The sequence below is a fragment of the Streptomyces sp. NBC_01808 genome (assembly GCF_035917395.1).
Classification (GTDB): Bacteria; Actinomycetota; Actinomycetes; order Streptomycetales; family Streptomycetaceae; genus Streptomyces.
Window position 1 is genome coordinate 3,965,542 of record NZ_CP109072.1, and the last position, 25,246, is coordinate 3,990,787.

At 73.9% G+C, this 25,246-nt stretch carries 23 protein-coding genes; 16 read left to right on the forward strand and 7 right to left on the reverse strand.

Annotated elements, in window-relative coordinates; translation table 11 throughout:
* Window positions 1–322: 322 nt before the first annotated feature.
* Complete coding sequence (locus tag OG946_RS17205) at window positions 323–1,555, reverse strand: DUF3631 domain-containing protein (RefSeq protein ID WP_326796969.1); 1,233 nt, start codon at window positions 1,553–1,555, stop codon at window positions 323–325.
* Between the two features lie 585 nt (window positions 1,556–2,140).
* Entirely contained in the window at window positions 2,141–2,392 is a 252-nt protein-coding gene (locus OG946_RS17210; RefSeq protein ID WP_047016719.1) for a helix-turn-helix transcriptional regulator, read from the reverse strand.
* 282 nt (window positions 2,393–2,674) lie between these two features.
* Here OG946_RS17210 and OG946_RS17215 point away from each other — a divergent pair, with 282 nt between their 5' ends.
* Together OG946_RS17215 and OG946_RS17220 are read left to right on the forward strand one after the other, a co-directional pair.
* Complete coding sequence (locus OG946_RS17215; RefSeq protein WP_326796970.1) at window positions 2,675–3,193, forward strand: helix-turn-helix domain-containing protein; 519 nt, start codon at window positions 2,675–2,677, stop codon at window positions 3,191–3,193.
* Window positions 3,186–4,487, forward strand: coding sequence for a tyrosine-type recombinase/integrase (locus OG946_RS17220; protein ID WP_326796971.1), 1,302 nt, complete (start codon window positions 3,186–3,188; stop codon window positions 4,485–4,487). The genes OG946_RS17215 and OG946_RS17220 overlap by 8 nt, the downstream gene beginning before the upstream one ends.
* Window positions 4,488–4,572: 85 nt before the next feature.
* Here OG946_RS17220 and OG946_RS17225 read toward each other — a convergent pair whose 3' ends face one another.
* Window positions 4,573–5,028, reverse strand: a complete 456-nt coding sequence (locus OG946_RS17225) for an ATP-binding protein (protein WP_326796972.1) — start codon at window positions 5,026–5,028, stop codon at window positions 4,573–4,575.
* 133 nt (window positions 5,029–5,161) lie between these two features.
* Between OG946_RS17225 and OG946_RS17230 the strand changes: the two genes are divergently transcribed.
* The 9 genes from OG946_RS17230 (at window position 5,162) to OG946_RS17270 (ending at window position 15,645) form a co-directional block, all read left to right on the forward strand.
* Entirely contained in the window at window positions 5,162–6,067 is a 906-nt protein-coding gene (locus OG946_RS17230) for a hypothetical protein (protein ID WP_326800282.1), read from the forward strand.
* A 171-nt stretch (window positions 6,068–6,238) separates the two neighbouring features.
* Window positions 6,239–7,015 carry a YcnI family copper-binding membrane protein gene (locus OG946_RS17235; protein ID WP_326796973.1) on the forward strand — a complete coding sequence of 259 codons (777 nt, stop codon included), beginning with the start codon at window positions 6,239–6,241 and terminating at the stop codon, window positions 7,013–7,015.
* 91 nt (window positions 7,016–7,106) lie between these two features.
* Window positions 7,107–7,772: an SCO family protein gene (locus OG946_RS17240; RefSeq protein ID WP_326796974.1), complete on the forward strand. Its 666-nt coding sequence runs from the start codon at window positions 7,107–7,109 to the stop codon at window positions 7,770–7,772.
* On the forward strand, window positions 7,769–8,278 hold the full coding sequence (locus OG946_RS17245; RefSeq protein ID WP_326796975.1) for a copper chaperone PCu(A)C: 510 nt from the start codon (window positions 7,769–7,771) through the stop codon (window positions 8,276–8,278). Before OG946_RS17240 ends, OG946_RS17245 begins: the two co-directional genes overlap by 4 nt.
* Before the next feature lie 10 nt (window positions 8,279–8,288).
* Entirely contained in the window at window positions 8,289–10,607 is a 2,319-nt protein-coding gene (locus tag OG946_RS17250; protein WP_326796976.1) for a copper resistance CopC/CopD family protein, read from the forward strand.
* Window positions 10,604–11,899, forward strand: coding sequence for an iron uptake transporter deferrochelatase/peroxidase subunit (gene efeB, locus OG946_RS17255; protein ID WP_326796977.1), 1,296 nt, complete (start codon window positions 10,604–10,606; stop codon window positions 11,897–11,899). Before OG946_RS17250 ends, efeB begins: the two co-directional genes overlap by 4 nt.
* A 196-nt stretch (window positions 11,900–12,095) precedes the next feature.
* Window positions 12,096–13,031 carry a prephenate dehydratase gene (gene pheA, locus OG946_RS17260; RefSeq protein WP_326796978.1) on the forward strand — a complete coding sequence of 312 codons (936 nt, stop codon included), beginning with the start codon at window positions 12,096–12,098 and terminating at the stop codon, window positions 13,029–13,031.
* 518 nt (window positions 13,032–13,549) lie between these two features.
* The gene (gene serS / locus OG946_RS17265) at window positions 13,550–14,839 is read left to right on the forward strand and encodes a serine--tRNA ligase (protein WP_326796979.1); all 1,290 of its coding nucleotides are present in this window, start codon (window positions 13,550–13,552) and stop codon (window positions 14,837–14,839) included.
* The gene (locus OG946_RS17270) at window positions 14,836–15,645 is read left to right on the forward strand and encodes an HAD family hydrolase (protein WP_326796980.1); all 810 of its coding nucleotides are present in this window, start codon (window positions 14,836–14,838) and stop codon (window positions 15,643–15,645) included. Before serS ends, OG946_RS17270 begins: the two co-directional genes overlap by 4 nt.
* Before the next feature lie 55 nt (window positions 15,646–15,700).
* Here OG946_RS17270 and OG946_RS17275 read toward each other — a convergent pair whose 3' ends face one another.
* Window positions 15,701–16,456: a sulfite exporter TauE/SafE family protein gene (locus OG946_RS17275; RefSeq protein WP_326796981.1), complete on the reverse strand. Its 756-nt coding sequence runs from the start codon at window positions 16,454–16,456 to the stop codon at window positions 15,701–15,703.
* Window positions 16,457–16,632: 176 nt separating this feature from the next.
* Between OG946_RS17275 and OG946_RS17280 the strand changes: the two genes are divergently transcribed.
* The 5 genes from OG946_RS17280 to OG946_RS17300 all read left to right on the forward strand — a co-directional run bounded on the left by OG946_RS17280 (window position 16,633) and on the right by OG946_RS17300 (window position 21,710).
* A complete protein-coding gene (locus OG946_RS17280) occupies window positions 16,633–17,535 on the forward strand; it encodes a LysR family transcriptional regulator (protein ID WP_326796982.1) in 903 nt (300 codons plus the stop codon).
* A 108-nt stretch (window positions 17,536–17,643) separates the two neighbouring features.
* Window positions 17,644–18,255 (forward strand): LysE family translocator, encoded by a 612-nt coding sequence (locus OG946_RS17285; RefSeq protein WP_326796983.1) that lies wholly within the window; start codon window positions 17,644–17,646, stop codon window positions 18,253–18,255.
* A gap of 2 nt (window positions 18,256–18,257) precedes the next feature.
* Window positions 18,258–19,001 carry a B3/B4 domain-containing protein gene (locus OG946_RS17290; protein ID WP_326796984.1) on the forward strand — a complete coding sequence of 248 codons (744 nt, stop codon included), beginning with the start codon at window positions 18,258–18,260 and terminating at the stop codon, window positions 18,999–19,001.
* 116 nt (window positions 19,002–19,117) lie between these two features.
* On the forward strand, window positions 19,118–20,773 hold the full coding sequence (gene pdxR / locus OG946_RS17295) for a MocR-like pyridoxine biosynthesis transcription factor PdxR (protein ID WP_326796985.1): 1,656 nt from the start codon (window positions 19,118–19,120) through the stop codon (window positions 20,771–20,773).
* Window positions 20,774–20,807: 34 nt separating this feature from the next.
* Entirely contained in the window at window positions 20,808–21,710 is a 903-nt protein-coding gene (locus OG946_RS17300; protein WP_326796986.1) for an alpha/beta fold hydrolase, read from the forward strand.
* 105 nt (window positions 21,711–21,815) lie between these two features.
* Here OG946_RS17300 and OG946_RS17305 read toward each other — a convergent pair whose 3' ends face one another.
* Genes OG946_RS17305 through OG946_RS17315 form a run of 3 tightly spaced genes read right to left on the reverse strand, consistent with a single transcriptional unit; the run spans window position 21,816 to window position 25,220 of the window.
* The gene (locus OG946_RS17305) at window positions 21,816–22,619 is read right to left on the reverse strand and encodes an ABC transporter permease subunit (protein ID WP_326796987.1); all 804 of its coding nucleotides are present in this window, start codon (window positions 22,617–22,619) and stop codon (window positions 21,816–21,818) included.
* Between the two features lie 31 nt (window positions 22,620–22,650).
* Window positions 22,651–24,282, reverse strand: coding sequence for an ABC transporter permease subunit (locus tag OG946_RS17310; RefSeq protein WP_326796988.1), 1,632 nt, complete (start codon window positions 24,280–24,282; stop codon window positions 22,651–22,653).
* Window positions 24,279–25,220 carry an ABC transporter ATP-binding protein gene (locus tag OG946_RS17315; RefSeq protein WP_326796989.1) on the reverse strand — a complete coding sequence of 314 codons (942 nt, stop codon included), beginning with the start codon at window positions 25,218–25,220 and terminating at the stop codon, window positions 24,279–24,281. The genes OG946_RS17310 and OG946_RS17315 overlap by 4 nt, the downstream gene beginning before the upstream one ends.
* Between the last annotated feature and the right edge of the window lie 26 nt (window positions 25,221–25,246).

Consider the following 25,246-nt stretch of genomic DNA (forward strand, 5'->3'; position numbering starts at 1 on the left):
TCCGTCCCGGCGCTGAGCTGCACGGGGACGGACGGGACGCATCCGGCGGTCCCGGGACGGACCCGCCACCATGCTCGGGACCGGGGACCGGGGACCGGGGACCGGGGACCGGGGACCGGGGACCGGGGACCGGGGACCGGGGACCGCGGACCGCGGACCGCGGACCGGGGACCGGGGACCGGGGACCGGGGACCGGGGACCGGGGACCGCGGATCGGGGACCGGAGGACTGGGACGGATGTGTGCGTCCCGTCGAAGCCATCCGTCCCGGCGTTGACCTGCGGTGGGACGGATGGGACGCATCCGGCGGTCCCCGGGACGGTCTAGCGGCGGCGGGCGGGACCGGGCGTCCGCCCGGGCGGCGGGACCGCCACCGTGTTCGGGACCGGGACCGGCGCGGGGACCGTGCTCGGGGACCGGGACGCGGTCGCGGACGGGGCGGCGGGTGGGGACGGTCCCGGGTGGTGGGGTGGGGTGGCTCCGGGTTCGGGTTCGGGGCAGTAGCGGTCCCAGGCGTCGGTGAAGCGGCTGCGGGGGTATCCCTTGGCCTGGGTGCCGTCGGGGAAGCGGATGTTGGCCGGGGTGATGCCGAAGTCGCGCAGCAGGTTGCTCAGGTGGTAGGCGTTCAGCCCACCGGTTGCGTGGTCGGCCCAAGGGGCTTCGGCGTCCTGGCACAGGCTGGCGAGCAGGTCGCGGGTACGGATGGCCGTGGGGTTGCCGGCGTGGGCGAAGGCGCGGCGGATATCGCGCAGTAGGCGGGTCTTGAGGCTGGCTTCCTCGTCCTGGCCGGCCTCGTGCGCGGTCATGGCCACGCATGCGGTGCGGGCCAGGGTGGGCCAGTCACCGCCGGCGATGTCGGCCACCAGGACCAGCGGCTCCCAGGTGTCCGCTGCACGGTCGGCCACCGGCATCGCCGGGGTCATCTCGGCGGCCTGCTCGGTCAGCGGGGTCAGCCACGCGGTCAGCCGCTCGCGCAGGTCGTTGAGGACGCGGCTGTCGCGGGGCACGCGGAAGTCGGCGATCTCCTCGCCTTTGTGCCGGCGCTGCATCCGGATGACGATGGCGCGGTCCATGATGGTGTCCGGCAGGTCACCGATCCCGGCCAGCGCCGCCATGGCGAAGGTGGGAAACGCGGCCGGCTCGTGTGCTGGCCCGGTGATCCGCCAGGCAGGGCGGTTGCGCTGGTGCCCGGCGTTGAGCAGCCCGCGCAACTCCTCGTTCTTCTCCGCCACCTTGGCGCCGAAGATGGTGTCCGCCTCATCCACCAGCAGCGTCGGCGGCTTCGTGCCGATGATGCGGAAGATGACCGCCGGGCTGGTGTTCACCGTGATCATCGGCCTGTTGACCGTCTCGGCGAGGATGTCCAGCAGACGGGACTTCCCGCACTTCTTCGTCGGCCCCACGATCGCCATCCTCGGCGCATGCTGCAACACCGGCTGGATGTGGCTGGCCGCCACCCACAGCGTGACCGCGGTCAGCGCCTCCTGATTGGGCAGTACGACGTACCGGGCGATCGCCGACCGCAACTCGGCCAGCACCTCAACCCCCTCAGCCACACCCCGACCAGCCGAAGCGGTCAGGTCAGCGGAAGGCGGGTCAGCGGAACTCTCGGAGATATCCGCAGCCCCCTGCACATCGGTCAGTGCCTCCGTTGCGGTCAGGGCGCCCACCGCTGGTTCCGCCGCCGTCGGCTGACCGGATGTTCTGTCGCGGTCGGAAGTCGTGGTGTGGTCTGCGGATGTGGACTGACCGGAACTCGCAGGTTCCGCAGGGGGGTTCTGTTTCCGTGCCGCAGCCGTTCGGGCGGCGTTGCGCTGAGCGCGTGCGGCCAGTTCGGCGGCGCGGGCGTGACCGCGTTGTTCCCGGTGCGAGACGGGTGCGGAGGGCTGGGGTCCCTGTCGTTCCTGGCTGGCGCGGGCCGCAGCGACGAGGTGATCACCCGCCTCCCGGCCGGTGCCGGCGGATTGTGGTGGTTCGGTGGGAGGGGTCGGGGCTGTACCCTCGCTCACGGACATTCCTCACCCGGTGCGGGCCGGGCAGTCACCCGGCCCGCACCGCTTGGTAGATCGCTTACAGGGCGGTTTCTTGAGGTGTCTTCGGCCCCTGGTGTTGGCGCACCGGGGGCCACCTCGTCTCTGCGGTCAGGCCGCGTCGTGGTCCGTCGTCCGGGAATCCAGCCACGCCTCCACCTCCTGCCAGCGGTAGCGCAGGTGACGGCCGACCTTGGTCGCCTTCGGACCGATCCCCCGGTGGTTCCAGGAGTACAAGGTCCCCAGCGGAACACCGAGGTAGGCCGACAGCTCTTCCGGGGAGGCCAGCGGCCGGCGTTCCGAGCTGGACGAGGGCGTACGGGACGAGGCTGCGGCGGACTCGGCGGCACGGGATGAACGCATCCAACACTCTCCATCATGACGAGACGGTGGCCGTGCAGCACCGGACGGTGCCACACGATCGGGAACCCATCCGGCGACATTGTGGCCGAAACCATGTAACACGACCAAACGACACCGGCTGTTGAACTCGATCCGTCAATTGTCAGCAACAACGCCGGTTTGGCTAACCGGCGATCGTCGTCTATGTTCCCCGCCGCACCCCGCCGACCGCCCCGGCTCCGCACCCCGAAGCCGTACACTGGGACTTGCCTGAGACCCGCCGTCCAGGTCAACATCGCGGTCATGGCAACCCGCCCCGTGGAGATCGGCCCCACCGGCCGTCAGACCGCCACCAACATCGAACGCATCCGCACCCTCCTCGGCCTCTCCCAGCGCCAACTCGCCGAGCGCCTGACCGACTTGGGCCGCCCCATCCCCTCCACCGCACTGAGCAAGATCGAACGCGGCGACCGCCGCTGCGACGTCGACGACCTCGCCGCCCTCGCCGCAGCCCTCGGCGTCTCCCCCGCCGCCCTCCTGCTGCCCCCGGTCGCCGACGACACGACCACCACCGTCACCGGCGCCGGCGAAGTCACCACCCGCCACGCCTGGGACTGGGCCGACGGCATCCACCCCCTCCTCCCGCAAGAGGACGACAGCGCGCTCGACCACGCCCTCCGCACCCGGCCTGAAGGCCGCCGTGCCGACCACCTCGTCACGAAGGGAGGCAACCCCCCGGGCCCGAATCCGCTGGGCCACCTGAACAAGACCGAACTCATCCACCTGCTGGACGACCTCAAGGAGGCCCTGCTCGATGGCTGACGTCTACGACCACTGGCACAAGACGTATCCGAAGAAGGACGACACGGAATGCCCTGAGCACAAGGGCAAGGTCCCGACCAGCGCACACGGCAAGGGGAAGCGCTGGCAGGTCCGCTATCGCGATTCCAGCGGTGAGCAGCGGGCCCTGAACTTCGACCGGAAGGTCGACGCGGAAGCCGCGGCGGACTCCGTCGGCAACGATCTGCGGCAGGGCACCTACATCGACCCGGGTGCCGGGAAGATCACCCTGCAGCGGTACGCCCAGCGATGGCTCGCAGCCGCGACCGCCGGGATGGGGACCGTGGACGCCTACGAGGGAGTGGTCCGCAACCACATAGAGCCCCACCTCGGACGCTATGAACTGCGCTCGCTCTCGCAGCCGTCACTCATCCAAGGGTGGGTGAAGAAGCTGCAACAGGCCGGGCTGGAAGCATCCACGATCGCCTGGGCCGCCTCCATCCTCACGGCCGTCCTCGACGCCGCAGTCGACGACGGGCTGATCGTCAAGAACCCGTGCAAGGCGAACTCGGTCAAGCTGCCGCGAAAGCCGAGGAAGAAGGTCGTGCCATGGACGATCGAGCGGGTGCACGCCGTCATCGACCAACTGCCTGAGCGGTTCCAGGCGGGCGGAAAACTCACCTTCGGCTGCGGTCTTCGCCAGGGCGAGGCATTCGGCATGGCGGTCGAGGACATCGACTTCGCCAGGAAACTGGTCCGGGTGAACCGGCAGATCAAACTCGTCAGGTCAACGATGGTCTTCGCCCTGCCCAAGGGCGACCGAGTGCGGGAGGTCCCGCTCCCGGAGGAACTGGCCAGGGTGCTGGAGCAGCACATCAAGAGGTTCTCACCGAAGCGGGTCGCCCTCCCGTGGCGGACGCCCGACGGTGAGGTGCGCACGTTCCGGCTGCTCTTCACGACGGACGAAGGCAAGGGGTACCACCGCAGCGTCTTCAACCAGTACGACTGGAAGGCCGCCCTCGCCGCGGCCGGCGTCATACCGCCGCGGGAGAAGGGCTCACCGCGCTACGCCGCGGCGCCGGACGACGGCATGCACGCACTGCGTCACGCCTACGCCTCCGTGCTCCTCGACGCCGGGGAGAGCATCAAGGCTCTCTCCGAGTACCTCGGGCACTCCGATCCCGGCTTCACCCTCCGGACGTACACCCACCTCATGCCGCAGAGCGAGGCCCGCACCCGCCAGGCCATCGATGCGGCCTTCGCACCGCCACCGGGCGGGGGCACAGCGAAGCAAGATCATGCGCACCTGTGCCCTCAATGTGCCCTGGCAGCCTGATTCCGGGTCGTTCGCAGTGACCTGAAGTCCTGGATTTCACGACCTGATCCGGTCGAAGTAGCTGGTCAGAGCGGCAGCCTGTCAGTCAGGCCGCCTGGAGTGGCGCGTCCTCGCGCCATTTGAGGATCTTGTCGAAGCTCACCACCGCGCCGCGGCCCGGGCGGTCGCGGATGTCGACGTGGTCGCTCAGCTCCGCGATCAGGAACAGGCCGCGGCCGCCCTCAGCGCCCGTGTCGGTCAGGGGCGGGGGCGTGGCGGGTGAGTCGGGGGGTGGGGCGGGGGTGGCGAAGCCGGGGCCGGAGTCGATGACCTCGATGTGGCAGCGGTCGCCGTCGAAGCAGGCGGTGACGCGGTAGTCCTCGCCGGGGGCCGCGCCGCCGTGTTCGACGGCGTTGGCGCACGCTTCGGTGAGGGCGAGGGAGAGGTCGAAGGCGACATCCGGGTCCACCCCGGCCGTCTCCATCGCGCCGACCAGCAGGCGGCGGGCGAGCGGGACGCTGGCCGCCTCCCGGCGCAGTCGCAGGGACCACCACATGCTCATGCGTTCAGCCTCCTGGCCGCCACCCCGACATACGGTACGTATAACCCTTGTGTCGGCACCGTAAGCACGCGAGTTGCGTGAGAACCCTCATTCGGCGGAGGGGTTTCTTCCGCCTTTCGGGGTGGGAGATGTCCTGGCCCGGATCCGGCCGACCGGCGCCCCGGTGGGGTCCGTACGGCCGTGCGGTGAGATGATGGCGCCCGCCATGGCTGTCCCTCACGCTCCCGCCACCGCGGAGCTGCGCCTTCTGCGGGCCGCGGTGTTCACCGCGGTCTGCGTCGCGCTGTCCGCGGGCGGGCACGTGCTGGCCTCGAACGAGACGGTGCCGCTGTGGACGCTCGGCGTCGCCGCGGCGCTGGTGTTCGCGGTGGCCGTGCCGCTGGCCGGGAGGGAGCGGTCGCTGCCCGGGATCGCGGCGCTGCTGGCGGGGGGGCAGATCGGGCTGCACGGGGTCTTCGGGCTCGGGCAGCACTGCGCCGTCGGCACCGCGGCCGGGGGCCACGGCGGTGCGCACGCGGGCGGCTCCGGCGGCGACGGCGGCAGTGCCGCCCTCGACCTCGCCCGGCGGCTGCTGTGCAACGACGCCGCCATGAACCTCACCGAGGGCCGCGCCCGGGAGATCGTCACCAACGCCGGGCTCGACCCGGACGCCGGCGCCGGCAGCCGTACGGGCGCCGGGCACGCCGCGGACGGCGGCGGGATCGGCGAAGGACTCGGCGCCGCGTTCGACCTGTCCACGTACTCCCTGCCGATGGTCCTCGGCCACCTCCTCGCCGCCCTCACCGCCGGGTGGCTGCTGCGCCGCGGCGACGCGGCGCTCACGACGCTGCTGCACCTCGCCACCGGCGCCGGCCTCGCCCCGCTGCGCGCCGCCGTGCGCTACCGGCGGGCCCTCGACGCCGGGTTCGACGGCGCGGGCCGGCCGGACCTGCGCCCCGGGGCGGCGACCGCGTACGACGAGCGGAGCGCCCGTACCGTACGCGAACTGCAGCACACCGTCGTACGCCGCGGGCCCCCGGCCTTCGCCCTCGCGGCCTGACGCGACGGCACCCCTTCCGGCTTACGGCCCACGCGCCGCACGCCCCATACGACACGGGCGAACGCGGGCGCAGGGCTTCGGGTGAGCGGGTGGTCGCGCCGCTGCCGCACGCGCGCCAACCCCCAATCCATCCACACCCACCGGAGTGTGTAAGTCATGAAGTCATCCCGTATGCGGCGAATGTCCGTCAGCACCGCCGTCGCCGCCGGCGCCGTCCTGTTCCTCGCCGGGCCGGCCGCCGCGCACGTCAGTATCGACCCCGGCGAGGCGGAGCAGGGCGGGTACGCCACCGTCAACTTCAAGGTGCCCAACGAGCGCGACGACGCCTCCACGATCAAGCTGGAGGTCACCCTGCCGACCGACCACCCGCTGACGTCCGTCATGCCCGAGCCCGTGCCCGGCTGGGACGTGAAGGTGGAGCAGGCCAAGCTCGACACCCCGATCGAGTCGCACGGCGAGAAGATCACCGAGGCGGTCAGCAAGGTCACGTGGTCCGGCGGGAAGGTCGAGCCGGGGACGTTCCAGCGGTTCCCGGTCTCCATGGGCGCGCTGCCCGAGGACGCCGACCAGTTGGTGTTCAAGGCGGTCCAGACGTACGACAACGACGAGGTCGTCCGCTGGATCGAGGTCCCCGGGGAGGGCGCGGAGGAGCCGGAGAGCCCGGCGCCCGTGCTGGCCCTGACCCCCGCGGAGGACGGCGGCCACGGCGGCGCCGGTGACGACGACGCCGACGACGCCGGGAACGGCGACGACGCCGAACCCGCCGCCGCCGAGGGCGAGGGCACCGACGACAGCGCCGCCGACGACGGCAGTTCCTCCGACACCATGGCCCGCACGCTGGGCGTCGTCGGCATCGTGCTCGGCGCCGGCGGCGTCGCGTTCGGCGTGCTGTCGCGACGCCGCGGCGCGGGCAGCGGCAGCGCGGGCGGCTCGTCCGCGGCGCAGTAGGCGCGGCACCCGCACCCGGCACGTATACGCAAGGGGTGGCCCGGCCGGCAGCACCGGGCGGGCCACCCGCGAGCCCTCAAGGATCAACAGCATGCGCACAACCCGTACGACCACCGCCTACGCCGCCGCGGCCCTCGCCGCCGCCGCGGCCCTCACCCTCACCGCCTGCGGCTCCGACTCCGGCGACGACGGCGCCAAACCCGCCGTGGAGATCTCCGGCGGCAGCAGCAAACCCGGTGTCGTCCTCGACACCCCGAAGGAGAAACCGGACCTCGTCCTGACCGATACGGAGGGCGAGGAGTACGACCTCGTCGCCGAGACGGCGGGCAAGCCCACCCTCCTCTTCTTCGGCTACACCAACTGCCCCGACGTCTGTCCCACGACGATGAGCGACATCGCCATCGCCAAGCAGAAGCTGCCCCGCGCCGAGCAGGACGAGCTGCAGGTCGTCATGGTCAGCACCGACCCCGAGCGGGACACCCCGAAGCGGATGGGCACGTGGCTCGACGCCCAGGACAAGGACTTCATCGGCCTCACCGGCGACTTCGCCGCGGTCAGGGACGCCGCGCGGAGCGTGGGCGTGCACCTGGAGAAGCCGGTGAAGGAGAAGGACGGCAGCATCACCGTCAGCCACGGCGCGGAGGTGCTGGCGTACTCGCCGAAGGATGACAAGGCACACGTGCTGTATCTGGCCGGGGTGACGGCCGACCAGTACGCGAAGGACATGCCGAAGCTGGTGAAGGGGCAGAACCCGTGAGGCGCAGGCGACGGGTATCAGTAGTTACTGCTGGTGCCCTGTCCCTCGCCCTCGGCCTGACCGCATGTTCCGGTGACGACGCCGGTACGGGGAGGAAGGCGGAGTCCGGCGACGGCTCCGGCTCCGGACCGGGCTCCGGGCCCCGGCTGCGCGCCGGGGCCGGCTTCGTACCGCAGCCGGTGATGAAGGACCTCGCCGCCGGCTATCTGACCGTACGCAACGACGGCGCGGCCGACGACCGGCTCACCGCCGTCAGCACCGACCTCGCCGACGACGTCACCATGCACACCACCGAAGGCGAGCGGATGCGCGCCGTCGACGGCTTCGACGTGCCCGCGGGCGGCGAGCTGACCCTCGCCCGCGGCGGCGCCCATCTGATGCTGGAGAAGCTGGATCGCCGGCCGGAGGTTGGCGAGAAGGTGTCCTTCGTGCTGCACTTCGCCGAGTCGGAGCCGATCGAGGTCGAGGTGCCGGTGCAGCCGACGACGTACCGCCCCGCGGAGTGAGAGGCGTGTCATGACCCCAACCGGACAGCTCCACCGAGCCCGCCGCGCACCGATCCGCCGGCGGTCGATGCATCGCAAGGGCGCGCATCGCGGGCGTGCGCTCGGGGCGTTGTGCGCCGCCGTCGCCGCCGTGCTGTGCGTCCTCGTGCCCGGCGCCACCCCCGCCGCGGCGCACGCCGCGCTCACCGGCACCGACCCCGCCGAGGGCTCCGTCGTCCAGGAGGCCCCGCAGGCCGTCACACTCGACTTCTCCGAGGGCGTCCAGTTGGCCGACGACGCCATCCGCGTCCTCGACCCCGACGGCAACGACGTCACCAAGGGCGGCGCCGCCCACGTCGACGGCAACGCCAAGACGGCGACGGCCGCGCTGCGCCCAGGGCTGCCGGACGGCACGTTCACCGTGGTCTGGAAGACCGTGTCCGCCGACAGCCACCCCATCTCCGGCGCCTTCACGTTCTCCGTGGGCAAGCCGTCGAAGACGACGGTGGCGGTGTCCGAGGCGGGCGAGGACAACGGCAGCGCCAAGGCGCTGTACGACACCGCTCGCTACGTGGCGTACGGGGGCTTCGTGCTGCTCGTCGGCGGCGCCGTGTTCGCGGGCGTGTGCGGCGGGCGCAACCGGGTCGTGCGCCGGGTGGCGACCGGCGGCTGGGCGCTGCTGTTCGCCGCCACCGTGGCGCTGCTGCTGCTGCGCGGGCCGTACACGGGCGCGGACTTCGGGCTCGACTCGCTGCGCGACGTGCTGGAGACCCGGCCGGGCACGGCGCTGCTGTCGCGGCTGCTGCTGCTGGGCGCGGCGGCGGTGGTGCTGGCGGTGCTGTTCGGGGTGTACGGGCGGGAGAGCGCGCCCGGCGCGAAGGCCGCGCGCGCGGAGGCGAAAGCGGGCGCGGGCGCGGATGCCGGTGAGGATGCCGGTACGGGTACGGGTACGGGTACGGGTACGGACTCCGGCTCCGACGCTGCCGCCGGGCCGGACGCCGCCGAGTCGGCAACCGAGCCGGCCGAGGCCGCCGCCTCCGCCGCGCAGTCTGCCGCCGCCGGGGACGACGCCGCGCGCAGCCGCGACCTGGCCATCGGCCTCGGGCTCGGCGGCGGCGTGGTCGCCGTCGGCCTCGCCGCGACGTGGGGCATGGCCGAGCACGCCTCCACCGGCATCCAGCCGTGGCTGGCCGTGCCGATGACGATGCTGCACCTGCTGGCCGTCGCCGTCTGGCTCGGCGGCCTCGCCTCGCTGGCGCTGAGCCTGCGCCTCGGGCCGCGGGTCCCGTCGTACGTCATACGCCGCTTCTCGCGGCTGGCGCTGACGTCGGTGTCGGTCCTCGCCGCGACGGGGCTGTACCAGGCGTGGCGCGGGCTGGGGAGCTGGGGCGCGCTGACGGACACGTCGTACGGGCAGTTGCTGCTGGTGAAGCTGGGGCTGGTCGCGGTGCTGATCACCGCGGGCTGGACGTCGCGGCGCTGGACCCACCGGCTGGCGGGTTCGGGGCTCGCGGCGCGCGCGGAGGAGGAGGGCGAGCCGGCGCAGCCGCAGCTCGTGCACGCAGGCGCCACCGCGGAGGCGGGCGGAGCGGGCAGTTCCGGCACGGCGGCGATCGCCTCCGGCGGCGGGACGTCGGACGGCGTCACGGTGCCGGCGCAGGGCTCCGGCGCGCGTTCCGGCTCCGGCTCCGGCTCCGTACAGGATGACGACGTCTCCGGCGACGGGCCCGACGCGGATGCCGGGGCCGGCAGCGACGCCGGGTCCCGCGCCGGCGACGACCCCGACCGTGCCGCTCAGCTCGCCCGCCAGCGGGCCGCCGTCGACGCGACCCGCGCGCGCAAGGAGCGCGACTCCGACCCCGTGCGCCGGGGCCTGCGCCAGTCGGTCCTTGTCGAGACCGGTCTCGCCGTCGTATTGCTCTCCGTCGTGACGCTCCTGACGGGAACCCAGCCCGGCAGGGCCGAGACCGAGCAGGCCGCGGCCGAGTCGGCGCAGCGGCAGCCGGTCGGGCCGGTCAAGGTGAAGATCCCGTACGACACGGGCGGGCAGGGCGGCGCCGGGACCGCGGAGGTCACCGTGGACCCGGGTCGTACCGGCGACAACCAACTGCACATCTACCTCACGGACGCCAACAACCAGCTCCTCAATGTCCCCGAGGTACGGCTCTCCTTCACCCTGGAGGAGAAGAACGTCGGCCCGCTCGACGTCACGCCCACCCCCGTCGAGAACGGGCACTGGGCCGCCACCGGCGTGCAGCTCCCGATGCCCGGGGAGTGGACCCTCCGGATGACCGTGCGCACCTCGCCCATCGACCAGGTGACAGAAGAGAAGAAGTTGACGATCCCGTGAGTTCGACACGTTCCGCCCGTACCGCACCGGACACAGAGACGGCAGAAACCCCCCGGCACCCGGTCTCCCGCCGCCGCCTCGTCGGCGCGGCGGGGGCCGCCGGGGCGGCGGGGCTCCTCGCCGGCGGCGCCTCCGGCGCGGCCGCCGCCGAGGCGCTGCGGGACGCGCCCCCCGCGCCGCTGACGTCGATCGGCGCGACCGGGGTGCCGTTCCACGGCACGCACCAGGCGGGCATCACCACCCCGCTGCAGGCCGCGGGCCACTTCGCCGCCTTCGACCTGGCCCCGGGCGCGGGGCGCAAGGAGGCGGCGGCGCTGCTCAAGCGGTGGTCGGCGACGGCCCGCGAGCTGAGCGAGGGCAAGGGGGCGGCGGCCGGCACCGGCAGCGCGCTCGACGCCGGGCCCGCGGCGCTGACCGTGACGTTCGGCTTCGGGCGGACGTTCTTCGACCGCACAGGGCTGGCCGGCCGGCGCCCCGACGGGCTCGCCCCGCTGCCGCCGTTCTCCGCCGACGCGCTGGACGGGCGGCGCAGCGACGGCGACCTGTGGCTGCAGATCGGCGCAGACGACGCCCTGGTGGCGTTCGACGCGCTGCGCACGCTCCAGCGCCGGGCGGGCGACGCGGCGGTGCTGCGCTGGCAGATGAGCGGCTTCAACCGCACCCCGGGGGCCACCGACAGGCCCCGTACGGCACGCAACCTGATGGGGCAGGTCGACGGCACCAACAACCCGAAGCCCGAGGACCCGGACTTCGACAAGCACGTCTTCGTGCCCGCGTCCGCGGGCGGCGGGCAGGAGTGGCTGGCGGGCGGCTCGTACGCCGTGTTCCGCCGGATCCGGATGCTGCTCGACACCTGGGACCACCTGTCGCGGGAGCGGCAGGAGCGCGTCATCGGGCGCCGCAGGTCGGACGGTGCCCCGCTGTCGGGCGGGGAGGAGACGACGCCGGTGGACATGAACAAACAACTCGCGGACGGCTCCCTCGCCATCGCGGGGGACGCGCATGTACGGGTGGCGGCGCCGGAGTCGAACGGCGGGGCGACGATGCTGCGCCGCTCGTTCTCGTACCACGACGGCTATCTGGACACCAAGGACGGACCGGTGCCCGATACCGGGCTGCTGTTCGTCGCCTGGCAGGCGGATCCGCTGAAGGGGTTCGTGCCGGTGCAGCGCAAGCTGGACCGGGGCGACGGGCTGTCGCGCTTCCTGCGGCACGAGGCGAGCGGGCTGTTCGCGGTGCCGGGCGGGGCGGCGGAGGACGAGTACGTGGGGCAGCGGCTGCTGGAGGGCTGAACGGGGGCCGGTAAGGGGCGTACGGCAGAGGCCGCCCGGTTCTTACGGGCAGGGCCCCTCCGGTTCGTACGGCACGGGCGTCCGGCTTCCGCACCGGGGCCGCTCCATGATCGTCCGTTCCCCGGACCGGCGCCCCCCGCCCCTCGCCCGTGGGTATCGTGGCCGTCTCGCCGACCGCCCACGAGGAGCCGCCCCCATGTCCGCCAGCCGCTTCACCTATCTCGGCCCCGAGGGCACCTTCACCGAGGCCGCGCTGCGCACCCTCCCGGAGGCGGCGACACGCGAGCTGGTGCCGATGGTCTCGGTGCCGGCGGTGCTGGACTCGGTGCGCAGCGGGGGTGCCGCGGGGGCGCTGGTGCCGATCGAGAACTCCGTGGAGGGCGGCGTGACCGCCACGCTCGACGAGCTGGCGCTCGGCGAGCCGCTGATGATCTACCGCGAGGTGCTGCTGCCGATCGCGTTCGCGCTGCTGGTGCGGCCGGGGACGAAGCTGGCGGACATCAAGACGGTCACCGGGCACCCGGTGGCGCAGCCGCAGGTGCGGCGCTGGCTGGCGGGGCACCTGCCGGACGCGGTGTGGGAGTCGTCGGCGTCGAACGCGGACGGCGCGCGCCAGGTGCAGGAGGGGCGGGTGGACGGGGCGTTCGCGGGCGAGTTCGCGGCGTCGGTGTACGGGCTGGAGCCGCTGGTCTCCGACATCCACGACGCGGAGAACGCGGAGACCCGGTTCGTCCTCGTCGGCCGCCCGGCGCGGCCGGCGGCGCCGACGGGCGCGGACAAGACGTCGGTCGTGATCTGGCTCGGCGACGACCACCCGGGCGCGCTGATGGAGCTGCTCCAGGAGTACGCGGTGCGCGGCGTCAACCTGCTGCGCATCGAGTCGCGGCCGACGGGCGAGGGCATCGGGCGGTACTGCTTCTCGGTGGACTGCGAGGGGCACATCACCGACCGCCGGGTGGGCGAGGCGATGATGGGGCTGAAGCGGATCTGCCCGCGGGTGCGGTTCCTCGGTTCGTACCCGCGCGCAGGGCTGTCGCCGGCGGACGTGCTGCCGCTGCGGGCGGGGACGTCGGACACGGCCTTCGTGGAGGCGTCCGACTGGCTGACGCGGTGTCTGGACGGCCGGGCCTGACCTGGGGTCTGTGCACAGTTCGCAGAGTTATCCACAGGCTGTCGGCGTTGGCTGTGTATAACTCCGGAGCCCGAACAGGCAATGTCGACAAATCTGTCTAGTGACTGATTTCCGGCGTCCAACTGCTCAGATGGTTACTCGTCACGGGAATTCCCTTGATCCACTCTAAGGCGGTAGGCAATTCCGCTCCAAAGGGTGTGTAGCCGGGGGCGTATCGGGGAATTCCTGCGCCAGCACCGGCCCGGTGGAACGATCTTCACCGACTTCCACAGGCCACCTCCCCCGCCTGTGGATAACTTTGGGGATCCGCGGCCACCTGTGGAAAAGGATTCCTCAACTGCCGTGCGCGCCGCGGACGTCCGCTGGCTTTATGTCCTGATTGCACCATCCCGCCCCTTTTCTCCGTACGCCGGGAAGCGTGCTTCGCGAAACCGGCTATTCACCGCAAAGCGCCGAGAAATCCACAGGGGTGGAAATCGGCGTCGAGCCGGTCCTCGTACCCCGGTAACCTGGCTGGCGTGATTGACCTTCGCCTGCTCCGTGAGGACCCCGACCGAGTGCGCGCGTCGCAGCGCGCCCGTGGAGAGGACGTCGGCCTCGTCGACGCGCTGCTCTCCGCCGACGAGCGGCGCAGGTCGTCCAGTACGCGCTTCGACGAGCTGCGGGCCGAGCAGAAGCAGCTCGGCAAGCTGATCCCGCGCGCGCAGGGCGAGGAGAAGCAGGAGCTGCTGCGGCGCACCGGCGAGCTGTCCGCCGCCGTCAAGGCCGCCGACGCCGCGCAGGACGAGGCCGCCGCCGAGACGCAGGCCCTGCTGCTGCGCCTGGCGAACGTGGTGCATCCCGACGTGCCCGTGGGCGGCGAGGACGACTTCACGCTGCTGGAGACCGTCGGCACCCCGCGCGACTTCGCCGCCGAGGGCTTCGAGCCGCGCGACCACCTGGAGCTGGGCCGCATCCTCGGCGCCATCGACACCGAACGTGCCGCGAAGGTCTCCGGCTCGCGGTTCTACTACCTGACGGGCGTCGGCGCCCTGCTGGAGCTGGCGCTGGTCAACGCGGCGATCGCCCAGGCCACCGCCGCCGGCTTCACCCCGATGCTCACGCCCGCGCTGGTCAAGCCGCGCGCCATGGAGGGCACGGGCTTCCTCGGCCAGGCCGCCGAGGACGTGTACTACCTGGAGCGCGACGACTTCTACCTCGTCGGCACCTCGGAGGTCACGCTCGCGGCGTACCACATGGACGAGATCATCGAGGCCGACCGGCTGCCCCTGCGCTACGCGGGGTTCTCGCCCTGCTTCCGCCGCGAGGCGGGCTCGCACGGCAAGGACACCCGCGGCATCATCCGGGTGCATCAGTTCGACAAGGTCGAGATGTTCTCGTACGTGGCCCCGGAGGACGCGGAGGCGGAGCACGCGCGGCTGCTGGACTGGGAGAAGCAGTGGCTGTCGGGGCTCGGCCTGGCGTACCGGGTGATCGACGTGGCCTCGGGCGACCTGGGCGCGTCGGCGGCGCGGAAGTACGACTGCGAGGCGTGGATCCCGACGCAGGGCAAGTACCGGGAGCTGACGTCGACGTCGAACTGCGGGGAGTTCCAGGCGCGGCGGCTGTCGGTGCGGATGCGCGACGGGCAGGGCCAGAAGAAGGCGGCCCGCCCGCTGGCGACGCTGAACGGGACGCTGTGCGCGGTGCCGCGGACGATCGTGGCGATCCTGGAGACGCACCAGCAGCCGGACGGCTCGGTGGTGGTGCCTGAGGTGCTGCGGCCGTATCTGGGCGGGCGCGAGCTGCTCGAGCCGGTCGCGAAATGAGCGGCGGGCTTCCGTACCGGCTCATCGCCACCGACCTCGACGGCACGCTGCTGCGCAGCGACGAGACGGTCTCGCCGCGCACGCGCGAGGCGATCGAGGCGGCATGCGCCCGGGGCGCGGCGCACATCGTCGTCACCGGCCGGGCCGTGGCCTGGACCCGGCACATACTGGACGAGCTGGGCTACGAGGGCCTGGCGGTCTGCGGCCAGGGCGCGCAGGTGTACGACGCGGGCGCCCACCGGCTGCTGACCTCCGTGACCCTCGACCGGCGTCTCGCCGCCGACGCGGTGGCGAAGCTGGAGGCCGAGGTCGGCGAGGTCGCGGTGGCCGCCAGCGCGGACGGGCTCGCGGGCGAGGTGCTCTTCGGCCCCGGCTTCCGCGCGGTGGCCCGTGAGGACCTGCCGGTCCGCCGGGTGGCGGAGCGCGCCGAGCTGTGGGCCCAGCCGATCGGCAAGCTCTACATCCAGCACCCGGAGCTGGACGACGACGCGCTGACGGCCGCGGCCCGCGACACGGTCGGCGGCCTCGTCGAGGTGGTCCTGGCCGGCGCCGACACCGTCGAGGTGCTCCCCCACGGGCTGGACAAGGCCACGGGCCTGTCGCTCGCGGCCCGCCGCCTCGGGGTGAAGGGCGCGGAGACGATCGCCTTCGGGGACATGCCCAACGACATACCGATGTTCCGCTGGGCCGGCCACGGGGTGGCGATGGCGGGAGCGCACCCGGAGCTGCGCGCGGTCGCGGACGAGGTGACGGGGTCGAACGACGAGGACGGCATCGCGACGGTGCTGGACCGGCTGTTCGGCTAGGCGCGTACCCGCGGGGCGCGCCCCCTGTGGCCTCCGGGGCGCGGCGGCTCTGCCGTCAGCGGATGATCATCGTGAGCGCGGCGGTGGTCCCGACAGTGACGATGATCGTGCGCATCAGGGTCGGGGTGAGCTTGCGGCCCAGGTGCGCGCCGAGGAAGCCGCCGAGCGTGGAGCCGATGGCGATGATGCCGGCCGCCGTCCAGTCCACGTCGGTGACGATGATGAAGACGATCGACGCGACCGCGTTGACGAGGGCGGCGAGGACGTTCTTGACGGCGTTGAGGCGCTGCAGGTCGTCGCGGACGAAGGTGCCGAACAGTCCCATGAGGATGACGCCCTGGGCGGCCCCGAAGTAGCCGCCGTAGATGCCGGTACCGAGGACGCCGAACCACATCGGGGTGCCGCCGTCCTTGTCGTCGTCCTCGCTGCGCTCCGCGAGCCTGCGGCTGAGGACGGGCTGGAGGAGGACCAGGGCGCAGGCCGTCAGGATCAGCGCGGGGACCACTGCCTGGAACGCCTCGGCGGGCAGTTGCAGGAGCAGCAGCGCGCCGGCCAGGCCGCCGACGAGGGAGGCGGTGCCGAAGCGCAGTATGCGGCGCCGCTGGCCGCGCAGCTCGCGCCGGTAGCCGTAGACGGCGCCGACGACGCCGGGGACGAGGCCGACGGTGTTGGAGACGTTCGCGAGGACCGGCGGGTAGCCGAGGGCGAGGAGCGTCGGGAAGGTGATCAGGGTGCCGGAGCCGACGACCGCGTTCATGCCGCCGGCGACGAGTCCGGCGCCGGCGAGCGCGGCGGCTTCGAGCGGTTCCACGGCGGCGTCCTCGTTCCGTTGGGTCGGCTCCGGCGGGGTGCTCCCGGCGGGGTGCGGGGCGGTGCCCCGTTCCGGATGGTGCGTACAGCGAAGACCGTGGTCATCGTGGGCGCGGCGGTCCCTCCAAGTCAATCCTCGGGTGTTCTTGCACGTCCCCAAGGGTTAGCTTGACGCGCATGACTCTGGACGACCTGCGGGTGTTCGTCGCCGTCTGCCGGGCGGGGAGCCTGAGCGCGGTGGCGCGGGAGCTGGGCTGTACGCAGTCGGCCGTCAGCCAGCACGTCAAGCGGCTGGAGCGGGAGGTCGGCCTCAGCCTCGTGGAGCGGCATCCGCGCGGGGTGGTGCCCACGCACGCCGGGGAGCTGCTGCGCGGCGCCGCCGCCGAGGGCATCGGCGGCGTGGACCACGCGCTGCGGCGGCTGCGCGACCTGGCACGCGGGGACGGCGGCTCGGTGCGGGTGACGACGGGGGCGACGACCGTACGGCACTTCATGTCGGCGGCGGTCGTCGCGTTCCGCGAGCGGTATCCGCAGGTCAGCCTGGAGTTCCAGACGGAGAACTCCAGCCGCGGCTGCGTCGCCGCGCTGGCCGCAGGCGGCGCCGACCTGGCGTGGATCACGATCGCCGCGCCGGTACGGGGGGTGGAGCTGCGGCGCGCGGCGGAGCTGCGGTGGGTGCTGGCCGTACGGGAGGGCGATCCGCTGGCGGAGCGGTCGGCGGTGGGGGCGGCGGACCTGGCGGCGGTGCGGCTCATCGGGCTGCCGGGCAACTCTAGTTCGCGGGCGCATCTGGAGACGTGGTTCGCGGAGTCGGGGGTGCGGCTGCCGGCGTTCGACACGTCGGTCGCGGACTGGGACACGGCGATCCTGCTGGCGGAGCTGGGGCTCGGCTACGCCGTCGTACCGGAGCTGCCGGGGTGGCGGGACGGGAGGCATCCGGGAGTGCGGCTGGTACCCGTACCGGAGCTGCCGCCGCTGTGGGCGGGGTGGGCGGTGCGGCGGTGGGCGGCGCTGTCCCCGCTGGCCCGGGCGTTCGCGGACATGGTGGCGGCGGGGGTGGACGCCGAAGGGGTGCCCTAGTTATGGACTCGTGATCTCGGTCCTCTTTGGCTCTGCCCGACAGGCCATCGGTGGACGAGGCTGGGTGCCGTTCCGCCCTAGCCGAATCGCCACCGCCGGAGGCCCTCCTTGAGCATCGCCTTCCTGCTGACCACGCTCGTCGTGGTCGTCACGCCGGGCACCGGCGTGGTCTACACCCTCGCCGCCGGGCTGTCCCACGGCCGGCGGGCGAGCGTGGTCGCCGCGTTCGCCTGCACGCTCGGCACCGTCCCGCACGTCGTCGCGACCGTCACCGGGCTGGCGGCGCTGCTGCACGCCAGCGCCGTGGCGTTCGAGGTGGTGAAGTACCTGGGCGTCGCGTACCTGCTGTACATGGCGTGGTCGACGCTGCGCGACAAGGAGGCCCTCGTCGTCGAGGACGCCGCGGCGGCCGGGCCGCGGCCGGTGGGGCGGGTGATCGTCTCGGGCGTGCTGCTCAACGTGCTCAACCCGAAACTGACGATGTTCTTCGTGGCGTTCCTGCCGCAGTTCGTGCCGGCGGGCCAGGAGGGATCGGTGGCGGCGATGCTGCGGCTGAGCGCGGTGTTCATGGGATTGACGTTCGCGGTGTTCGTGGCGTACGGGCTGTGCGCGGCGGCCGTACGGGGGCACGTGCTGGGGCGGCCGCGGGTGATGGCGGGGATCCGGCGGGTGTTCGCGGTGTCGTTCGTGGGGCTGGGCGCGAAGCTGGCGGTGGCGTGACGATGCGGTTCGGGCATGCGGAGGAGCTGCGGGCGGAGTTTCCGGAGCTGGTGGCGGGGGTGCTGTACGGGGAGTTCGGCGGCGGCGACGCGGCCGGGCCGGGCGGGGGTGCTCCCGGGCCGGCGGCGGGTGCGGAGCTGGAGGCGCGGGTCGCGGCGTACACGGACGTCGCGCGGGGGCGGCTGGCGGCGGGCACGGAGGGGGAGTTCCCCGAGGTACGGGCCTGGCGGCGGACGTACACGCGGCTGGGGCTGCGGCCGACGCAGTACCGGTGCGCGTCGGAGTCGCTGCTGCGGCGGCTGCGGCGGGAGGGGTCGCTGCCGCGGATTCACCCGGTGGTGGACCTGTGCAACGCGGTCTCCGTGGCGTATGCGATTCCGGTCGCGGTACTGGATGTGGACCGGATCGCGGAGCCGTGGCTGGAGGTGCGCCGGGCGCGCGGCGACGAGACGTACACGACGTTCGGCGGTGGCAGCGAGCATCCGGCGGCGGGGGAGGTGACGTTCGCCGACTCGGCGGGGCGGGCGCACGCGCGGCGCTGGACCAACCGGCAGAGCGGGTATTCGGCGGTCGGCGAGGCGACGCGCCGGGTGCTGGTGGTGGCGGAGGCGGTGCACGAGACGGCTGCGGCGGATGTGGCGGAGCTGACGGGTGCGGTTCAGGGGGAGATGGAGCGGCTGTGGGGCGTGGCGCCGAAGGCGGCGCTGCTGACGGCGGCGGAGCCGGAGTTCGTGTTCGGGGAGTGAGGCGCGGGGTGGGGCACGGGTGCGTACGGCGTGAGGCGCCGGCTGAGGAACCCGGTCCGAGCTGGGGCAACGGACTTCGGCGGGGCGTTGTCAGTGGGCCGTGCCACGATGGCTCCATGAACGGGGTGGAGAAGACGGCCTCCGAGAGGTCCAAAGCGTACGGGTCGGATTTCCTGCAGCTCGACGTCGGGGACGCACCGGCGGGCGGGATGGCGGACTGGCTGGCGTGGCGGCTGCGGGAGGCGATCGCGGACGGCCGGCTGGCGGTGGGCGGCCGGCTGCCGCCGACGCGGGTGCTGGCGGCGGAGCTGCGGGTGTCGCGCGGGGTGGTCACGGAGGCGTACCGGCGGCTGACGGAGGACGGGCACGTCGAGGGGCGGCGGCGCGGGGGCACGGTGGTGGTCGCGGCCCCCGTGGACGCGGGTCCCGGCCCCCGGGCGGCCGGGCAGGAGCAGCCGGCCGTGTTCTTCCCCGCCGCGCCCGGGCCCGAGGCGTTCGAAGTCCTCCGCGCCGCCCCGGCGTCGATCGACCTCACCCCCGGGCTGCCGGACCTCGCCGCGTTCCCGCGCGCCGCGTGGCTGCGCGCCGAGCGGGCCGTCCTTGCCGAGTTGTCCGCCGCCGACCTCGGCTACGGCGACCCGCACGGCACTCCCGCGCTGCGCCGGGCCGTCGCCGGCTGGCTCGCCCGGAACCGGGGCATCCGTGCGGACCCCGACGATGTCGTCATCGTCGCCGGCACCGCCCAGGCGCTCACCCTGCTGCACCCGGTGCTGCGCGCCGACGGCGTGGGGGCGGTGGCGGTGGAGGACCCCGGTTCGCTCGGCACGCGCCAGCATCTGGAGAACGGCGGGCTGGACATCCTCCCGGTGCCGGTCGACGCCGACGGCATACGTGTCGACGCGCTACGCGCCACCGGCTCACGTGCGGTGCTGCTCACCCCGGCGCACCAGTTCCCGACCGGGGCGGTGCTCAGCGGCGAGCGCCGCCGCGAGCTGCTGCGCTGGGCGGAGGACGGCGGCGGGCTCGTGCTCGAAGACGACTACGACGCCGAGCACCGCTACGACCGGCCGCCGGTGCCCGCGCTGCGGGCGATGCTCGCGGAGCGCGTCTGCTACATGGGCAGCGTCTCGAAGCTGCTGGCGCCGGCGCTGCGGGTGGGCTGGGTGGTGCCGCCGCCGGGGTACCGGGACGCGCTGGTGAACGCCAAGCGCTTCACCGACCTGGGCAACGCGGTGCTGCCGCAGCTCGTGCTGGCGCGGCTGATGGAGTCGGGGGAGCTGGAGCGGCACCTGCGGCTGCTCCGCGGGCGGCACCGGCGGCGGCGGGACGCGATGATCGCGGCGATCGCGGAGCACCTGCCGGGCGCGGTGGTGCACGGGGCGGCGGCGGGGCTGCATCTGACGGTGACGTTCGAGGGGGCGGGCAGCTCCGGTTCGTACGGGAAAGGCGGGACGGACGGGGGACGCGGGACTGACGGCGGGCGCGGGACGGGTGGCGGACGCGGGATGGACGGCGGGCGCGGGCCGGGTGGGGAAGCGGCGGCAGAGGCGTTCGGCGCGGGGCTGGCGGGGAGAGCCGATGCGGGGTTGGCAGGGGTGACCGATACGGAGTTGGCGGCGGCGGCGCTCAGTTGCGGCGTCAAGGTGCAGCCCCTGTCCTGGCACCGCCTCCGTCCCGGCCCGCCCGGCCTGGTCCTCGGCTACGCGGCGAGCCACCCCGACTCCGTGACCGAGGGGGTGCGGCTGCTGGGGCGGGCACTGCGGGGGAGGTAGCGGGCCGGGACAACGGCGGGGATAACGTGCGGAGATGGGCGGTGAGGGCACGGGACGGACGGGCGGCAGGGTCGTGGCCGCCGGGGACGGGGCGCGGCTGTGGGCCGCGCGGCAGGGGGACGGCGCGGTGCCGGTGGTGTTCTGCCACGGCGGGCCGGGGCTGTGGGACACCCTCGGGGACGTGGCGGAGCTGCTGGCCGGGGCGGCGACCGCGTACCGGTGGGACCAGCGCGGGTGCGGGCGGTCGGAGGGCCGGGACGGGCCGTTCACGATGGCGCGCGCGATCGCCGATCTCGACGCCGTACGGGCGCACTTCGGGCTGGCGCGGCCCGTGCTCCTCGGGCACTCGTGGGGTGCGAGCCTCGCCCTGCGGTACGCGCTGGCGCACCCGGAGCGGGTGAGCGGGCTGGTCTACGTGTCGGGCACCGGCATCGACCCGCAGGAGACCTGGCGCCCCGCGTTCCTCGGGAACCTCGACGCCGCGCTCGGCACCCGGGGGCCGCGGCTGCGGGAGCTGTGGGCCCGGGCGGCGCGGGGCGGCGGCCGGGGTACGGCGGAGGAGCGGGAGGCGTGCGTACTGCAGTGGTCGGCGGACTTCGTACCGCCGGCGGGTCCGCGGGCGGTGGCGGAGGCCGAGCGGATGGCGACGCCCTTCTTCGGGGTGAACGCCGAGGCGAACACGGCGCTCGTCGCCGAGGAGGGGAAGGAGCTGGGGTCGGCCGGACTGCGCGGCGGGTGTGCGGAGTTGGAGGTGCCGGTGCTGGTGGTGGACGGGGAGGCGGACATCCGGCCGCGGACGGCGGTGGATTCGCTGGTGGCGGCGTTGCCGCGGGTGGAGCGGGTGGTGCTGGCCGGGGCGGGACACCTGCCGTGGTCGGAGGCGCCGGAGGAGTTCGGGGAGGCGGTGACGGGGTTCCTGGAGGGGGTGTCGGCGTGACGGGGCGGGGATGACGGGGTGAAGGTGACGGCCGGGCTCGTACGGGCCGGGCACGCGGCCGGGATTGGCGACGCGGGTTCCGGGCGTCCGGGGCTCGGCCCCGTCTCACGCGTCGCGGCGGTGCAGCACCGCCGCGCCCAGTGCCAGCGCCGCAGCCGACCACGCCGCCAGTACCCCGAGCCCCGCCCACGGTCCGATCGGCAACTCCGCCGTGTCCACCGTCGACTGCACCGCGAGACCCGCCGACGCCGGCCCGTAGCGCTGCAACCGCTCGGCCCACTCCGGATCCGACAGCATCCCCGCGACCAGCGGCGACGCGTACAGCACCCCCAGGCACGCCGCGACCGCACCCGCCGTGTCGCGCAGCGCCGCGCCCAGGCCCAGCGCCAGCAGCGCGACCAGCACCAGGTACAGCGCCGTCCCGAAGCCGGCCCGCAGCACCGGCCCCGCCCCCAGGTCGTACGCGGTGAAGCCCGCCGGCACCAGCACCCGCCCCGCGAGCAGCGCGCCCAGAACTCCCGCGCCGCCCGCGACCAGCACCGCGGCGCCGACCACCGCGGACTTCGCGGCAAGTACCCGCAGCCGGCCGGGTACGGCGGTCAGCGTCGTACGGATCGTGCCCGTGCCGTACTCCGCCGTGAACGCCAGCGACGCGAGCACCGCCACCGCCGCCTGCCCGGCCCAGACGCCCACCAGGCTGGTCTTCACGACGTCCTCGCGGCAGCCCGCCGGCGGGCAGTGCGCCGTGGACAGCCCGCTGACCGCGCCCGCGCCGACCGCCGCGGTGACGGCGGCGACGGCGAGGAGGAGCCACCAGGTGCTGGGGACGGTGCGCAGCTTGGTCCACTCCGCCCGCGCCGCGTACCCCGCGTCCCGTACGCCCCCGAACGCCACCCGCGCCCCGGTCACTTGCCGCCGCCCCCGCCGTCCCAGTCCTCCCTCACGCATCGCGCCGCCGCAGCCGCCACGCCGCCAGGGCCAGCGCCCCCGCCGCCCACACCGCCAGCACCCCGAGCCCCGCCCACGGCCCCTGCGGCATGCACCCGTCCTCCGGCAGGCACACCGTCTCCACCTGCTCGTACCGCGGCGTCGTGCTCTGCACCCCGAACCCCGCCACCGGCGTCACCCGGAACAGCCACTCCACCGCCCCCAGCGGCAGCCCCCCGCCCAGCACCAGCGGCAGCACGAACAGCACCACCACGATCGTCACCGCCGCCGCCGTGTGCCGCAGCAGCGCCCCGAGCCCCAGCGCCAACAGCGCGACCAGCGCCAGCAGCAGCCCCGTGCCCACCACCGCCCGCAGCGCAGGCCCTTCGGCCAGCGACACCTCAGGGAACTGCGGCGGCCGGTGCCCGCCCGCCCGCAACGCATGCTGCCCCACCAGGAACGACAGCACCGCCGCCGCCAGCCCCGCCGCGAACGCCACCGCCGCGAGCACCGCGCCCTTCGCCGCCAGCACCCGCCCGCGGCGCGGCCCGGCGGTGAACGTCGTACGGATCATGCCGCGCTTGTACTCGGCGGTGATGAACAGCACGCCCAGCGCCGCGAAAGCGATCAGCCCGACCTGCGCCCCCGCCAGGCTCATCCACGTCAGGTCACCGGCGGGCAGGAGCGGGCCGATGTCGCCGGAGCCCGTGACGGTGAACGTGCCGCCGACGCGCTCGGTGCCGCCGGCCGGGCCGTTCGCCGCCGCCGGGCCGGACGCCGGCCCCACGGCCTCGTCCCGCCAGTCCGTACGCGCCTCAATGCTCCCCGCGCCGCCGGAACCGCCCCCTTCGAGACGTACGTTGTCGAACACCCCCGTCGCCGCACTCGGCCCCGCCCCGATGCTCAGCGACCCGAACGACCGCTCCACCCGCACCGTCTCCGGCGCCGCCACGAACAGCCCCGCCCGCGCCGTGTCCGGCAGCCCGGCCGCGGGCACGCTGCCGACCTCGCGCCAGCGTTCGCCGTCGGCGGACTCGTAGCCGGTCAGCCGGTCGCCCTCGCGTGTCAGCCGCAGCCACACCGGCGCGTCTCCGGCCACGGCGCCGCCGGCGACGTCGTGCTCGAACCCGTACTGCAGCCGCACCCCGTGCCCCGCCGTGCGCATCAGCGCCACGTACGGACTCCCCGGCTCCGTACCCGCCTTCACGATCACACCGGCCTTCGCCCACGGCGCGTCCGTGCCCTCCCCCGGGGTCAGGTCCGTCACGCGCGCGGTCACGCTGCCGTCGCCGGCCAGCGGCCGGTGCACGAAGCGGAACGAGTCGGCGACCCGCGCCGCCGCTTCCGTACCGGAGCCACCGCCGTCGTCGGACGTGGCCGTCTCGCTGCCGCCCGCCGACACCAGCGACACCAGCACCGTCACGACCACACCCGCAAGCAGCGTGAGCAGCCACCGGTCGACACTGCGCAGCTTCGTGAACTCGGCGCGCAGCAACTGCCAGAAGCCGGCACGCGCGGGCGGCAGCTTCGAGCGGTACGGAGCCACACCCCCGGCACCCGCCCGCGCCCCCGAACCGGCGCCGACGCCCGAGTCCGCACCCGAGTCCACACCCGTCCCCGTACCGGAACCGATACCCGTACTCACAGCGGACCCTCCCCCTCCGGGCCGGCGGCGAACTCAGCCTCGCCGCGCGTCAGTTCCATGTACGCCTCCTCCAGCGACGCCCGGTGCGCCGCCAGTTCCGAGAACGGCACCGCCTCCGCGCCCAGCAGCTCCGCCACCCGCTCCGCCGGCAGCCCCGACACCGTCAGCGACTCCCGGCCCGTCGCCGCCACCGTCGCCCCCGCCGCCGCCAGCACCGTCATCGCCCGCTCCCGCGCCCCCGTACGCAGCGCGACCCTGCCACCGGACGCCGCGGCCAGCACCTCGGCGACCGGCATGTCCGCGACGAGCCGGCCGCGGCCGATGACCACGAGGTGGTCCGCGGTGTCCTCCAGTTCGCTCATCAGATGGCTGGAGACGAGCACCGCCCGGCCCTCCACCGCCAGCCGGCGCAGAAAGCCGCGTATCCAGCGGATGCCCTCCGGATCCAGGCCGTTGACCGGCTCGTCGAAGAGCAGCACCGGCGGGTCGCCGAGGAGCGCGGCGGCGATGCCGAGGCGCTGGCGCATCCCCAGCGAGTAGCCGCCGGCCCGCCGCCGCCCGGCCGATGCCAGACCCACCTGTTCCAGCAACTCGTCGACGCGGCGCGGCGGCAGCCCGTGCGAGTGCGCCAGCCACAGCAGGTGGTCGCGCCCGCGCCGGCTGGGGTGCACGGCCGCCGCGTCCAGCGCGGCACCCACGTGCTGCAGCGGGCGGCGCAGCGCCGCGTACGGGCGGCCCCCGACCAGCGCGCTGCCCGCGTCCGGGGCGTCGAGGCCCAGGACGATGCGCATGGTGGTGGACTTCCCGGCCCCGTTGGGGCCGACGAACCCGGTGACCTGACCGGGCACGACCGTGAACGACAGGCCGTCCACGGCGGCGACGGGACCGAAGCGCTTGCGCAGCTCCCGGACCTCGATGGTTGCTTCTGACGCTGCCATGGTGAGGAGGCTACGAACCGGGCGGC